The sequence below is a fragment of the Sphingobium aquiterrae genome (assembly GCF_037154135.1).
GTDB classification, from domain to species: domain Bacteria; phylum Pseudomonadota; class Alphaproteobacteria; order Sphingomonadales; family Sphingomonadaceae; genus Sphingobium; species Sphingobium aquiterrae.
Window position 1 is genome coordinate 181,398 of the sequence record NZ_JBANFL010000009.1, and the last position, 13,877, is coordinate 195,274.

Below are 13,877 nucleotides of genomic sequence, written 5' to 3' on the forward strand. Positions count from 1 at the left end.
CTTTACGCCGTCCTCCCCGCTCTGTCGAGCGACCGTGCTTAGGTAGGTGTGGGCTCAGGCGGGTATGACTCAGGCATGCGCAGGCTCGGGCAGGACCACGGGACGACTGCCGACCGCGCGATACTGGCGCAGGCCCTGGTCGAGCCAGAAGGGCGCCATGCGCGTGCCGGGCGTCGCATGTTCCTGCCCGATCACGAACGCTGCCATATCCTGCCCGGCAGGATGCTCGACCAGGATCGCCACCAGCGGGATCAGCACCGCGCGCCCGGCCACGTCCAGCGGCTTCAATGCCTGATGGTCGATCCGCACTTCGCCCCCCAGCTCCGCCGTCTCGCCGGCAGCCAGATGCGGGAGCCGGTGCGCCGGATCGGTGACGGGCGCGGCGCGGAAGGCGGCCAGCCGCGCCGGCTGTTCATGGTCGGCATTGGCCATCATCATCGCGATGCGGACATCGTAGATCGCCGCCCCGCCAGGGTTGCGCAAGATCAGGCGATAACCGACCGTCCAGCCGATCAGGGTCGCGCGCACGCTGGTGGGCGTCAGGGCGATCTCGATCCGCCCGGCCCGGATCGGCGTTGCGGGGGCGGGGGGCGTCGGCCTAGGCGAGGGGGCGGGGGATGGGCGTTGTGCCGGAGCCATGCGTTCCGGCGCGGCTTTTGCCGGTGCCGATGGAGGCGCTGCGACAGGCACGGTTTCCGCCTCCGCTTCCGGCCACTCCGCCTCTGCCTCCGGGACGCTGCGGCGGCGACGCAGCATCAGCCATGACGCCAGGCCAAGCCCCAGTAGGCCGGCGGCCAGCCAGAGGGGCCACCAGGGCGATCGGGCGCCGCTTTCGTTGGCCCTGTCATCGCCCGCAGATGGCGTGGGTGACGGCGTTGCCGCTGGCTGGGCCTGGGGCGTCGTTGTGACGACGGGGGCAGAGGCGGCCGGTGCCGGGGCGTTGCCGATGGAGCCGCCGCCCTCCAAGCTATCGGGCACGGCCGGGCGTGCGCGCTGCGGCGTTGCGGCGGTGCGCGCCTGCGGCACTGGCCGGGCGGCGGGCGAGGGCGCCACCGTCGGCTGGATGCGCGGTGGCACGACCACGGGCGTGGCGCTGTTGGTGGCTGGCGGTGCGGCGGCGCTGTCGGGCGTCTGCGCCGGGAGGCGGCTGTCGATCTCCGGCCCGGCGCGTTCGGGGCGGGGCGGGCGCTGGACCGGGGAGGGCGGCAGGCTGAACGTGCCAAGGCTGCCTTGCGGCGGCGGCGTGGCATCATCCTGCGCGGCGGCGGCCCCCGGCGCGCCACAGGCCAGCATGATTGCGGTCGCCAGAACGCCGCGTCCCGATTGCGTTGCGAAGAACCCCATGTCCATGCCCCAAGCGGTCCGGTCGCTGAACCGCGGCTGAATCATACGCCTTCCGGCCGGGGAATGACATCAGCCGTGCGATCGGCTAGACGGACCGCCATGACTCCGATCCATCTCGGCCAGACGAGCGCCCTTCCCGCCAGCCCGGAAGAGGCGCTGCTCGACTATGTGCCCAATCCCCGCCCCGGCAAACCCTATCTGGTGCGCTTCACCGCGCCGGAATTCACCTCGCTCTGCCCCGTGACCGGCCAGCCGGACTTCGCCCATCTCGTCATCGACTATGCGCCCGGCGAGACGATCGTCGAATCCAAGTCGCTCAAGCTGTTTCTCGGCGCCTTCCGCAACCATGCCGCTTTCCACGAGGATTGCACCGTGGGCATCGGCGAGCGGCTGTTTGCCGAGATGAAGCCCGTCTGGCTGCGCATCGGCGGCTATTGGTATCCGCGCGGGGGCATCCCCATCGACGTGTTCTGGCAGTCGGGCGAGCCGCCGGCCGGCATGTGGCTGCCGCCGCAGGATGTGCCGGGCTATCGCGGGCGGGGCTGAGGCAGGGCGAGGTCAAGGTCGGGCGAGGTCAAGGCGGGGCGACACGACGCCTCGCCGTGCCGGAAATGGCGCGCCGGGCCGGGCGCCGACGAACCACCGGCGGTTTTCGACAAACGACATCGGCGGGCCCGGCCCATGGTTGACCCGTGGGGGAAAAGGGCCGAACCGGGGGCATTACGGGCGCAAAGCCGCCTGTTGGTGCTTGTCGGAGTACGCTTAATGTCGATCAAGAAATCCCTGCTTCTCCTTTCCATGGCGGCTGCGCCATTCGCCATCGCCGCGCCGGCCATGGCCCAGGGCCAGGCGGCTTCCGGCCCCGCGCCGACCGTGACGACCCAGTTGCCGCGCGGCGCGGCGCCCAGCCATTATGCGATCAGCATCACGCCGGATGCGAAAGCGCTCAGCTTCACCGGCACGGTCGCGATCGACATCACCGTCAGCCAGGCCATGCCCAGCCTGACCCTGAATGCCGCCGACCTCAGCATCTCGTCCGTCACGATCACGCCGGCCAAGGGCAAGGCATGGCAGGGCACGGCGAAAGTCGATGCCGATGCGCAGACCGTCACCTTCACCTTTGCCAAGCCGCTGGCGCCGGGCAGCTATCGCCTCGACATCGGCTATGCCGGCATCATCAACACGCAGGCCAACGGCCTCTTCGCGCTCGACTACAAGGACAGCGCCGGCGCGGACAAGCGCGCGCTGTTCACCCAGTTCGAGGCGCCGGACGCCCGCCGCTTCGTCCCCAGCTTCGACGAGCCGAGCTACAAGGCGACTTTCGATCTGGCCGCCACCGTCCCCACCGGCGAGCTGGCCATCGGCAACATGCCGATCAAGACCAGCAAGGACCTGGGCAATGGCAAGAGCCTGGTGACATTCGGCACCACGCCGAAAATGTCTTCCTACCTGCTGTTCTTCGGCCTTGGCGAGCTTGAGCGCGCCACGAAGATGGCCGGGGCCACGCAAGTCGGCGTGATCGCCAGCAAGGGCAATGTCGCCAAGGCGCAGATGGCGCTGGACGCTTCGGCCGCGATCCTGCCCTGGTATAACGACTATTTCGGCGTGCCCTTCCCGCTGCCCAAGCTCGACAATGTCGCCGGCCCCGGCCAGAGCCAGTTCTTCGGCGCGATGGAGAATTGGGGCGCGATCTTCACCTTCGAGCGGGTGCTGCTGGTCGATCCCCGCTTCACCTCCGAAGGGTTGAAGCGCGGCATCTACAGCACCGTCGCGCATGAAATGGCGCATCAATGGTTCGGCGACCTCGTCACCATGGCCTGGTGGGACGATCTGTGGCTGAACGAGGGTTTCGCCAGCTGGATGGCGACCAAGGTCACGGACAAGCTCAACCCGCAGTGGGAAATGCTGCTGAGCCGTGTCGACGGCCGTGAATCGGCGATGGGCCTCGACGCGCTCAAGACCACGCACCCGGTCGTGCAGAAGATCAAGACCGTCGAGCAGGTGAACCAGGCGTTCGACAACATCACCTATGAAAAGGGTGAAGCCGTCATCACCATGCTGGAAGGCTTTGCCGGCGAGGATGTGTGGCGGGACGGCATTCGCGCCTATATGAAGGCGCACGCCCATGGCAACACCGTCACGCAAGACCTGTGGACGGCGGTCGAGGGCGCCGGGGCCAGGGGCCTTGTCTCCATCGCCAATGACTTCACCAGCCAGCCGGGCATTCCGCTGGTCAAGGTCGACAGCGCCCAGTGCAGCGGCGGCAACACCATGCTGACGCTGAGCCAGGGTGAATTCAGCCGCGACGCGAAGGACAAGGCGCCGCTGCGCTGGCATGTGCCCGTCAGCGCCCGCATCGTGGGCGGCGCGACGCGGCAGATCATCCTCGACGGCACCGGCACGGTCACGCTGCCGGGCTGCGGCGCCTATGTGCTCAACGCCGGCCAGTCGGGCTATTATCGCTCGCTCTATCCGGCCGCGAATGTGGCAGCGCTGGCGAAGGATTTCACCAAGCTCGACAGCATCGACCAGCTCGGCATGATGGCGGATAATTTCCAGCTTTCGCTGGGCGGCTATCAGCCCATGGGCCTGGCGCTCGACCTGATGAACGCGGTGCCGGCGAGCGCCAGCCCGGCGGTGTTCGCGGGGCTGCCCTCCTATCTCTCCAGCGTCTATTCCATGCTGGAAAGCGACCCCGCTTCGCAGGCGAAGGCCGCCGCCTTCACCTCGGCCAAGCTGCTGCCGGTGCTGGCCTCGGTCGGTTATGATGCAAAGCCGGGCGAAGGGCCGCAGATCCCGATCCTGCGCCAGAGCCTGTTCAGCGCGCTGGGCGCGGTGGGCGACAAGACGCTGGTGGCCGAAGCCAATCGCCGCTTCGCGCTGCTGGACAGCAAGCCCGACATCATCGACGGTTCGCTGAAGAACAGCTGGCTGGCGCTGATCGCCCGCAATGCCGATCAGGCGACGTGGGACAGACTGCGCAAGATGGCGAACGGCGCCGACACCCAGCTTGAGAAGATCCAGCTCTTCACCCTGCTGGGCGCGACCAGGGACAAGGCGCTGGCGCAGAAGGCGCTGGACCTTGCGCTGACCGACGAGCCGGGCAAGACGACCAGCGCGGGCATCATCGGCGCGGTCGGGCGCGAGCATCCCGAAATGGCGCTCGACTTCGTGCTGGCGCACCTGCCGCAATATGAAGCGATGATCGACGTGTCGGCGCGCTCGCAGGCGGTCGGCCGCATCGCCTCCGCCTCGGCCGATCCGGCGACGATCGCCAGGCTGGAAGCCTATGCAAAAGAGCATCTGACGCCGGAATCGCGGGCGGTGATCGACCGGACGATCTCCAGCATCCAGACCCGCATCGAAACCCGCACGCGGCTGAAGCCCGAACTGCAGGCCTGGCTCGCCGGGCATTGATCAGGGCGGTGAACGATTGGATTGTATCGTTCACCGCCCCGATTGTCTTTTGTTTTCCGCATTCTGCGAGCCGCCGGCTGTTCCGCCGACTTCAGAATGCTCCAAGGGCGGGGGCTCGCTTCCGCCTGTCCCGGACGAAAGAAGGGGTGGCCTTATCAGCCGCCCCTTTTCCTTTGCGTCATGGGAAGCGTGCCGGCGGATCAGTCCCTGATGCCCAGCGCCGCCGCGATATCGGCCCAGGCGACCAGCTTGAAATTCTGGGCATGCAGGCCGTTATGCCCGTCCTGCGCCACGAACAGCCCGCCGGGATAGGCCGGGCCGAAATCGCCCGGCACCAGCTCGATACCATCGGTCTCCTCGCTGCCGCCGATCGTGCCGTCCACCACGCGGAAGCGACCGACATAGCTGTCGTCGGCAATGCGATAGACCGCATAGGCATTGTCGCCCTGGCTGGAGACGAGCACATAGCCGCCCTTCTCGCCGATGGCCGCGATGGCGACGCCCTCGGCATCGGCGACGATATGTTTGCCGTCCGCCGCCGCGATCTTCACCGGCGTCGTCGCGCCATTGGCCGCCGCGTCGAAGCGCCACAGGCCGACATCCTCCTCCGCCACGTAAAGCCGCCCGGTCCGCTCATCCGCCGCGCAGCCTTCCGACTGGGTGCCGAGCTTCATCGTCCGCACGATCCGCGCGGCGGGCGTCGCGCCCGCGACATCCAGCGCCACCTGATGGATCGTCCCGTCCTTCAGCACGATGAAGGCATAGGTGGCCGCCGCGTCGCGGTACAGGCACACGCCATAAGCCTCGCCCGTGCCGGCCGGCACCGTGCCCAGCGCCGTCAGCTTCGCGCTGGCGGGGTCGAGCCGGAACAGCGCCAGCCTGGCATTGGCCACGTCGTTGCGGTCGCTCGCGACGACCAGGATGCCCTTGCCGCCCGCCATCGGCACGTCGTCGCGCAGGTCGACATTGTTGACCCGGCCCGCGTCCAGGAAATCGCGGACCTTGCCGTCGAGGCCGTAGACATAGAGCCCGGCCTTCTTGTCCGTCCCCACGATCAGGCTGGCGGCGGGATCGGCGGCATTGCGCCAGATCGCCGGATCGTCCGCCGCATCGGCATTGTTCGTGCCCACCGGCGCCGTCTCGCCCCGCGCCGTCACGGTGACGGCGGGAGCGGCGTTGGCGATGCGGGTGGCGACGGGAATTTCCCTCTCGGCGGCGGCGCAGGCGGAAAGGGCCGGGGCCAGGGACAGGATGAGCGCACAGGCCGGGACAGGGCTCAGGCGGCCGCGCAGGCGCGAGGATGACGTCATGATGCTTTCCCCCTGTGAAGGGACGGGTCGATCCCGCCAGTGCCGCTCCCGACCATCATTTCATGACATCCAAATGACATGGCACCGATGCAACGGTCGAGAAGCTTCTGCGCGATTCATCAAAATGCAACACGCACGTCACTTTGGCGTAAGGTAGAGCCCGTAGGCGGCCCCCGTTCAGAACGAAAAGTTCCAAAAGGGGGTTTGCATGAAAAGAATGGATATCGCGCGCCGCGCCGGCCGTTTCCTGGCGGGTGTGTGCCTTGCCGCCACCGCTGCCTCGGTCGCCTATGCGCAGGACCAGGCGGACGAGGGCGACGGGCAGATCAAGACCTCTCAGGAGATCGTGGTGATCGGCGGCATCGGCTATCGCAACCGCACCGATACGCCGGAGCCGATCCTGCAATATGGCACCGAATATTTCCAGCGCTTCGAACCGCTGACCGCCGGTGACGCACTCAAGCGGGTGCCCTCCGTCACCTTCCTGTCCGACGTCATCGAAAGCGACGCCCCCCGGCTGCGCGGCCTGCCGCCCGGCTACACCCAGATCCTGATCAACGGCGAGCGCGTGCCCGGCGCCAGCGCCGACCGCTCCTTCTTCCTCGACCGCATCCCCGCCGAGCTGATCTCCAGCGTGGAAATCGTGCGTTCGTCCTCTGCCCGCCGCACCGGCGATGCGGTGGCCGGATCGCTCAACATCGTGCTGCGCGACGGCTATCAGCTGGATGGCGGCTATGTGCGGGCGGGCGGCCTGCTCTACAATGACGATGAACTCGAACCGAGCCTTGGCCTGGTCTATGGCGGCCAGGTCGGCCCCGGCCGCCTGCTACTGGGCGCGAACCTGCAGGGCCGCCACAATCCCAAGCTCAAGGAGAGCCTGCGCTACGGCGATTCGCCCGAGAACAACCCGGACTATGCCACCGAGGAATTCGACAATCGCGAGGACCAGACGGACACCCGCGACGGCAAGGATTATTCGTTCAACGGCAGCTATCAGATCGACGCGGACACGACGAAGTTCCAGCTCAACGGCTTCTATGTCCGCACCGACCGCACCGAAACCGAGCGCTCCTTCGAATATGACGATGCCACCGCCGTCAACGGGCCGGTGCCGACCGGCAACCTGCTGAGCGACAATGCCAATGTCGCCGACATCGACCAGGAAAACTACACGATCGACGGCAAGATCTCGCACGAATGGTCGCTGGGCAAGACGTCCATCCGCGTGGGCTATGCGAAGTTCGATGAAGACCGCAAGGAAACCGAATATCAGCTGGATTTCGACGTGGACGAGGGCGACGATCCCGAATTCGAGGGTTCGCTGACCCAGACCAACATCGTCGACGAAGAATTTTCGGTGAAGCTGGAGCATGAGGTCAAGCTGACCGACAGCGTCAATTTTGTCGTCGGCGGCTTCCTGCAGAACAAGACCCGCCGGACCGGCATTTTCGAAGCCGATCAGGATGACGGCGCGCCCGGCACGCAGAACTGGAACCAGTTCTCACGCAACCCGACCGAACTGGCCGGCGCCTTTGGCGACCTGGAGGCGGCCCTGGGCGGCGACAACCGGATCAGGGAAGACCGGCGCGACGTCTTCGCCCTGATCGAGGGCAAGCAGGAGGGCTTTTCCTGGGAAGCGGGCCTGCGCTACGAAACGACCGACGTGAAGATCAACGACTATACCGTCGATCCGGAAGATGCGCGCCAGCACAACACATATCAAAAGCTGCTGCCGTCCGCGTCGTTCAAATTCTCGCTGACCGATCGCGACCGGATCATCGGCTCGGTCGCGCGCACCAATCGGCGGCCGGAATTCAACTATATCTCGCCGGCCTTGCTGGAAGAGGAAGTGGGCGACAGCGATCTGCTGGGCAATCCGCGGCTCGACCCCGAAACCGCCTGGGGCTTCGACCTTGGCTATGAGCACCGCATCGGCACCAGCGGGATCATGGGCGTCAATGTCTTCTATCGCGACGTCAAGAACCTGATCGAGCTGACCAACACCGGATTGCCCGGTTCGGAGGACGATCCCGATGGCGATCGCACCTTCATCTTCCAGCCGCAGAATGTCGGCGACGGCAAGGTCTATGGCGTGGAGTTCGACCTTTCGGCCAGCCTGAGCTTCATCGGCCTGCCCAATACCGGCGTCTTCGGCAATATGTCCTGGCTGGACAGCGAAATCACCGATTTCATGGGCAAGCGCCGGTTCAACGACCAGTCGAAATATGTCTATAATTTCGGCTTCATCCAGGACATCCCGACTTATGGCGCGGCCTTCGGCGCGACCTACCGCAAGCAGGGCGCGGCCTTTGGGCGCGTGATCGCCGAGGAGGTGACGACGACCTATGGCGCCGAACTGGAGGTCTTCGTGGAAAAGCGCTTCGGCAAATCCTTCACGATCCGCGCCGTCGGCTCCAACCTGCTGAACGGCAGGAAGCGCGAGGCGTTCAACAAGTTCGACAATATCGACGAACAGATCGACCGCGACTTTGACGAATATGAGGTGGAAAGCGAAAAGGCCGGCCCGGTCTTCCAGCTGATCGCGCGCTACGCTTTCTGATCGCCGCCATGTTCCGATAAACGAAGGGGGGCGTGCCATAGCGGCATCGCCCCCCCTCTTGTGCGTGCTGCTCAGATGAGCGGCGTGGCCGACATCCGCCGCAGCCGCGCATAAAGGCCGCCGATGACGGCCGCGAACAGGATCACCGCCAGCGGCACGGCCCAGGTATTCTCCGCCACGATCGCGAGCGGCGCGTCGCTGTCCGTCGCCGCGACGATGCCGGCAAAGGCGACGCCGAACAGGCTTTCGCCCACGATGAAGCCGGTCGCCATCAGCACGCCCATGCGTTCGGCGAATTCCGGATTGTCCTGCCGCATCGCCCAGCGATTGTAGACATGGCCGATGACGGCGCCGACCGGGATCAGCAGGGTCAGCGCCATCGGCAGGTAGATGCCCATGCCCACGGCGAGCGGGGGCAGGCGCATCCTGCCGGTCTTGCCCAACAGCTCGTCCACCGCGACGACGGCCACGCCGATGGCCGCGCCGATGCCGATCAGCCCCCAGTCGAGGTCGCCGCCCAGCACGCCCTTGGCCAGCGCCGAGATCAGCGCTGCCTGCGGGGCGGGCAGGGCATTGGCGCCCGCGCCCGCAGCGCCCGCAAAGCCGAAGGCGCTGTTGAGCAGGTCGAGCACCGGCGGGATCACCAGCGATCCGAAGATGACGCCCAGCACCAGCGCGATCTGCTGCTTCCACGGCGTCGCGCCCACCAGCTGGCCGGTCTTCAGATCCTGCAGATTGTCGTTGGAGATGGTGGCGACGCCAAAGACGATGGCGGTGGTGAACAGCGCATAGGCGACCAGCGCCCGCGCCTGCGCCGGGTCCGCGCCCGATCCGTAAATGGCGGCGAGCAGCAGCGAGGCGCCCAGCACGGCCAGGATGCCGACGCCCGAAATGGGGCTGTTCGACGCCCCGATCAGGCCCGCCATATAGCCGCAGACCGATGCGATCACGATGCCCGCGACCAGGATGTAGACCAGCGTGCCGGCGATCACGATGCCGGCATGATCGGCAATCGGCCCACCCTGCGCGAACGACCACAGCAGGATGCCGATGGGCAGCAGCGAGGCGAGGATGACGCCGCCGACAATGCCGATCGGCAGGTCACGCTCGGTCAGTTCGAGCAGGCCGCCATGGCCGGATTTGCGGACCTTTGCCGCCGCCATGGCGCTGCGGATGCCGGCGACGATCGGCCCCAGGATCTTGAGCAGCGTCCAGATCGCGGCGACGCCGATGGTGCCCGCGCCGATGAACCGTGCCTTCATGCGGAAGGTCGTGCCGACCAGATCGGCGAGTTCGGTGCCGGACGGCAGCGGGCTGGTGAGCCAGGGGACAATGCCGACCCAGCTGATCAGCAGCCCGACGAACATCGCCGCGCCGACGGACAGGCCCACCAGATGGCCGACCCCGATCAGTGCCATGGAAAAGCTGGTCGACACGCTGCTCGCGCCGCCGCCGAAGCGGAAGAAGGTCGCCGCTTCCTCGGCGATCAGGCGCGTCTTGGCGATGATGGCGAAAAGCGCGGAGGCGACCGTGCTCTGGACGATGGCGGCAAGTCCGCGGCTATTCTCTTCCGCGCCCTCGGCCGACCCCGCGCCGACTTTCAGCACCTCGGCGGCGGCGACGCCTTCGGGATAGGGCAGGTCGCTGCCCGTCACCAGCGCGCGGCGCAGCGGCACCGAATACATGACGCCCAATATGCCGCCCAGCGCGCAGACCGCGACGCTGGTCCAATAGGGAAAGCCGCTCCACCAGCCCACGATGATGAGGCCCGGCAGCACGAAGATGATGGCCGATAACGTGCCCGCCGCCGAGGCGATGGTCTGGACGATGTTGTTTTCCAGGATCGTGCCGCCGGAAAAGGCGCGCAGCACCGCCATGGAGATGACCGCGGCGGGAATGGAGGTGGCGAAGGTGAGCCCGATCTTCAGCCCCAGATAGACATTGGCGGCCGTGAACAGCAGCGTGATGAGCGCGCCTAGGATGACCGAACGGATCGTCAGCTCGCGGACCGGCATGCTCACCGCCATGGTCGCGGGCATGGTCGCTGGGTTGCCAGAGGATGATGCCATGTCCGCTTTGCTTTCCTGAATATTCGTTCGAGACATCTTGTTGCCAGACTCCGCATCATTCGGAAAGCCCCTTGGCCGCTGCATGGCAATTGCCGCGGTGGACCGCCCCGAAGCCCTTTTCCGTGGCTGTGTCGATAAGGACCACAAGCGCATTTCGTCGTGCGTGAGAGGCGTTCCGGCGCGGCATTCGGGATTTTTTTCGCAGGTGCAGCATTGTTTGCCGGGCATCGCGGGGGAGGGGCTTTTCGTGACGGCATCGACCGCAAATCCATATGCTTCCTTGCTGACGACAGCGTTGGAAAGCAGTGGGAATCTTGTTTGCATCAAGGATGAGACCCTCGACATCCTCTATGCGAATCGCGCGATGCTGGACCTTTATGCCCCCGAAATGCGCGGGAGCGTGGTTGGCGGAAGCGGATGCGACATCTTTACCGAAGAAGACGCGGCCCGGTGCGAGGCGCAGGATCGCGAGGCGCTGGATCAGGGCTCCAGCCAGGGGATCGTGGATTTCGCCGATCATCGCGGTCGTCGCTTCACGCTGGCGCTGAAGAAAAGCCGCTTTGTCGACGCTGAGGGCAATATCCGGCTGCTGTGCATCGGGACGGATATTTCCGACCTGAAGGAACAGAATGAGCGGGTGGCGCAGAGCAATCAGACATTGGAAAAATTTGCCGCCCTGACCGCCCATGACCTCGCGTCGCCGCTGGGAACGGCCAGCCTGATGCTCCAGATGCTGCAGCTGAGGCCCGGCATCCGCGAGCAGGACCATGTCCGGGCGTCGATCGACGAGATCGGCGGCGTCATCGAAAGCGCGACGCGGAAGATATCGTCCGTCCTGATCCTGCAAAAGGCCATTCTGACGCAGGACCTGCACCGCCAGTTCGTCAGCCTGGGGGATGTCGTCATCCGTGTCGAAGCGTCGTTGAAGGCGCAACTGGCCGCGTCCTCGGCGCGGATCGTCTTCGATCGCCTACCACGGATCGAATGCGAACCGCTCCTTGCCGAAACGCTGCTGCAGAACCTGATCGAGAACAGCCTGAAATACCGTTCGATGGACGATCCGGTGATCCGCGTCACCCATATCCTCATGGGCGCGCATATGGTCATTTCCGTGGCGGACAATGGCATCGGCATGGGATCGCTGGATGGCGCCCGCATCTTCCAGCTGTTCGAGCAGGGCGATCGCAGGGAACGGGGGCTGGGGGTGGGCCTTGGCCTGTGCAAGAATATTGTCGATGCCCATGGCGGGGTGATCTGGGTCGACCCCAATTATCGTGGCGGAACCAGGATCAATTTCACGCTGGCCGGCGGCGTCGACCGGGATGCCGAGCGCGACGGCGGTCTGTCGTCTATCCGCCGCGCGCCGGATTTCTGGGATGAGGAACCCGGCCTGCCCCTGTGATCGGATATGCCGTGATCGGATATGCCGTGAGCCGATAGGCTGTGATCCGATCTTCGCCCCGGCCAGCGGATGGCCGGGGGTACGCGCCCTGCATCACGGCATCTCCAGCGATGCGGCGCCGGGCCTATTTGAACAGGCTGCCCAATATCCCCCGCACCAGCTGGCCCGCGATGCCGCCCGACGATTTGCGGCTCGATCCGCCGAAGACGGCGCGGCCCAGTTCATTGGCGACCTGACGGCCGACCGACGATCCGGCGGCGCGGGTGGCGGACTGGATCGCCTTGTCGATCGCGCTCGGCTTTTCCGCCTCGCGGGCTTCGGCGGCCTGGCGGCGGGCCTGTTCCTTCAGCTCCGCCTCGCGCTGTTTCGCCTCGACCTTGGCCTGCACGGCGGCGGCCTTGTCGGCTTCGGCCTGTGCCTTTTGCGCCTGCGCGGCAGCGGCGGCGGCCTGGCCGCGCGCGGCCAAAATCTCCTCGGCGGATTCGCGGTCGATGGCGGTGTCGTACTTGCCCGCGACCGGAGAGATGGACTGGATGATCGCCCGTTCCTTCGCATCCACCGGCCCCAGCCGCGAGCGCGGCGGCACGATCAGCGTGCGCTGCACGATGCTGGGCGATCCATCCTCCTGCAGCACGGAGACCAGCGCCTCGCCGGTCTTGAGTTCGGTGATCGCGGTCTCGACATTCAGGTCGGGGTTGACGCGGAAGGTCTCGGCCGCCGCCTTGATCGCCTTCTGGTCGCGGGGCGTGAAGGCGCGCAGGGCGTGCTGCACCCGGTTGCCGAGCTGGCCGGCGATATCCTCCGGAATGTCGATGGGGTTCTGGGTGATGAAATAGACGCCCACGCCCTTCGAGCGGATCAGGCGCACGACCTGCTCGATCTTGTCGTGCAGCGCCTTGGGCGCGTCGTCGAACAGCAGGTGCGCCTCGTCGAAGAAGAAGACCAGCTTGGGCTTTTCCGGGTCGCCGACTTCCGGCAGCGTCTCGAACAGTTCGGCCAGCAGCCACAGCAGGAAGGTGGCGTAGAGCTTGGGGCTCTGCATCAGCTTGTCGGCGGCCAGGATGTTCACATAGCCCCGGCCCTTTTCATCGGTCCGGATGAAGTCGTTGATGTCGAGCGCGGGCTCGCCGAAGAAGGCCGCGCCGCCCTGGCTGTCGAGCTGCAGCAACTGCCGCTGGATGGTGCCGACGCTGGCCTTGGTCACATTGCCGTAGCGGGCGCTCAGCATGTCGGCATTTTCGGCGCAATAAGCGAGCATCGCCTGCAGATCGCCCAGGTCGAGCAGCAGCAGCCCTTCCTCGTCGGCATAGCGGAAGGCGATGTTGAGCACGCCCTCCTGCGTTTCGTTGAGGTCCATCAGCCGTGCGAGCAGCAACGGCCCCATTTCGCTGACGGTCGTGCGGATCGGATGGCCCTGCTGCCCGTAAAGATCCCAGAACACCGCCGGATTATCGGCATAGCTATAGTCGGTCAGGCCGATTTCCTGCGCCCGCGCCACCAGCTTGTCGGCATTTTTGAACGTCGGCGATCCCGCCATGGCGATGCCCGAAAGGTCGCCCTTCACGTCCGCCACGAATACCGGCACGCCGACGGCCGAAAACCCCTCGGCAATGCCCTGCAGCGTCACCGTTTTGCCGGTGCCGGTCGCGCCTGCGACCAGGCCATGGCGGTTGGCGCGCTTCAGGTTCAGATATTGCGGCGTGCCCGCCCCGCCGGTTTCGCCCCCGCCGGTTTCGCCAAGGCCCAGGAAAATGCCTTCACCGCTCATCCACATG

Annotated in this window: 8 protein-coding genes; 4 read left to right on the forward strand and 4 right to left on the reverse strand. The window is 66.2% G+C overall.

The genetic code is table 11. The annotated features are described in order from the left end of the window. Window positions 1-69: 69 nt before the first annotated feature. Complete coding sequence (locus WFP78_RS11880; protein ID WP_336962266.1) at window positions 70-1,344, reverse strand: hypothetical protein; 1,275 nt, start codon at window positions 1,342-1,344, stop codon at window positions 70-72. Between the two features lie 99 nt (window positions 1,345-1,443). On the opposite strand from WFP78_RS11880, the gene queF reads away from it, so the two are divergent. Next, window positions 1,444-1,890, forward strand: coding sequence for a preQ(1) synthase (gene queF, locus WFP78_RS11885; RefSeq protein WP_336962270.1), 447 nt, complete (start codon window positions 1,444-1,446; stop codon window positions 1,888-1,890). 219 nt (window positions 1,891-2,109) lie between these two features. After that, window positions 2,110-4,761, forward strand: a complete 2,652-nt coding sequence (locus WFP78_RS11890; RefSeq protein WP_336962273.1) for a M1 family metallopeptidase — start codon at window positions 2,110-2,112, stop codon at window positions 4,759-4,761. Window positions 4,762-4,961: 200 nt separating this feature from the next. Here WFP78_RS11890 and WFP78_RS11895 read toward each other — a convergent pair whose 3' ends face one another. Further along, complete coding sequence (locus tag WFP78_RS11895; RefSeq protein ID WP_336962275.1) at window positions 4,962-6,071, reverse strand: phytase; 1,110 nt, start codon at window positions 6,069-6,071, stop codon at window positions 4,962-4,964. 208 nt (window positions 6,072-6,279) lie between these two features. On the opposite strand from WFP78_RS11895, the gene WFP78_RS11900 reads away from it, so the two are divergent. Beyond that, on the forward strand, window positions 6,280-8,631 hold the full coding sequence (locus WFP78_RS11900) for a TonB-dependent receptor plug domain-containing protein (RefSeq protein ID WP_336962278.1): 2,352 nt from the start codon (window positions 6,280-6,282) through the stop codon (window positions 8,629-8,631). A 71-nt stretch (window positions 8,632-8,702) separates the two neighbouring features. Here the strand turns inward: WFP78_RS11900 and WFP78_RS11905 are convergent, their stop codons facing one another. Continuing rightward, on the reverse strand, window positions 8,703-10,670 hold the full coding sequence (locus WFP78_RS11905; protein WP_336962373.1) for an OPT family oligopeptide transporter: 1,968 nt from the start codon (window positions 10,668-10,670) through the stop codon (window positions 8,703-8,705). Window positions 10,671-10,782: 112 nt separating this feature from the next. Between WFP78_RS11905 and WFP78_RS11910 the strand changes: the two genes are divergently transcribed. After that, window positions 10,783-12,102 carry a PAS domain-containing sensor histidine kinase gene (locus tag WFP78_RS11910; protein WP_336962281.1) on the forward strand — a complete coding sequence of 440 codons (1,320 nt, stop codon included), beginning with the start codon at window positions 10,783-10,785 and terminating at the stop codon, window positions 12,100-12,102. Between the two features lie 124 nt (window positions 12,103-12,226). On the opposite strand, the gene WFP78_RS11915 is transcribed toward WFP78_RS11910, so the two are convergent. Further along, window positions 12,227-13,870 carry a helicase HerA-like domain-containing protein gene (locus WFP78_RS11915; RefSeq protein WP_336962284.1) on the reverse strand — a complete coding sequence of 548 codons (1,644 nt, stop codon included), beginning with the start codon at window positions 13,868-13,870 and terminating at the stop codon, window positions 12,227-12,229. Between the last annotated feature and the right edge of the window lie 7 nt (window positions 13,871-13,877).

Excerpts from the sequence above, each read along its gene's own strand:
- WFP78_RS11880 (WP_336962266.1), bottom strand. The coding sequence starts at position 1,344 with ATGGGGTTCTTCGCAACGCAATCGGGACGCGGCGTTCTGGCGACCGCA.
- queF (WP_336962270.1), top strand. The coding sequence starts at position 1,444 with ATGACTCCGATCCATCTCGGCCAGACGAGCGCCCTTCCCGCCAGCCCG.
- WFP78_RS11890 (WP_336962273.1), top strand. The coding sequence starts at position 2,110 with ATGTCGATCAAGAAATCCCTGCTTCTCCTTTCCATGGCGGCTGCGCCA.
- WFP78_RS11895 (WP_336962275.1), bottom strand. The coding sequence starts at position 6,071 with ATGACGTCATCCTCGCGCCTGCGCGGCCGCCTGAGCCCTGTCCCGGCC.
- WFP78_RS11900 (WP_336962278.1), top strand. The coding sequence starts at position 6,280 with ATGAAAAGAATGGATATCGCGCGCCGCGCCGGCCGTTTCCTGGCGGGT.
- WFP78_RS11905 (WP_336962373.1), bottom strand. The coding sequence starts at position 10,670 with ATGCCCGCGACCATGGCGGTGAGCATGCCGGTCCGCGAGCTGACGATC.
- WFP78_RS11910 (WP_336962281.1), top strand. The coding sequence starts at position 10,783 with ATGGCAATTGCCGCGGTGGACCGCCCCGAAGCCCTTTTCCGTGGCTGT.
- WFP78_RS11915 (WP_336962284.1), bottom strand. The coding sequence starts at position 13,870 with ATGAGCGGTGAAGGCATTTTCCTGGGCCTTGGCGAAACCGGCGGGGGC.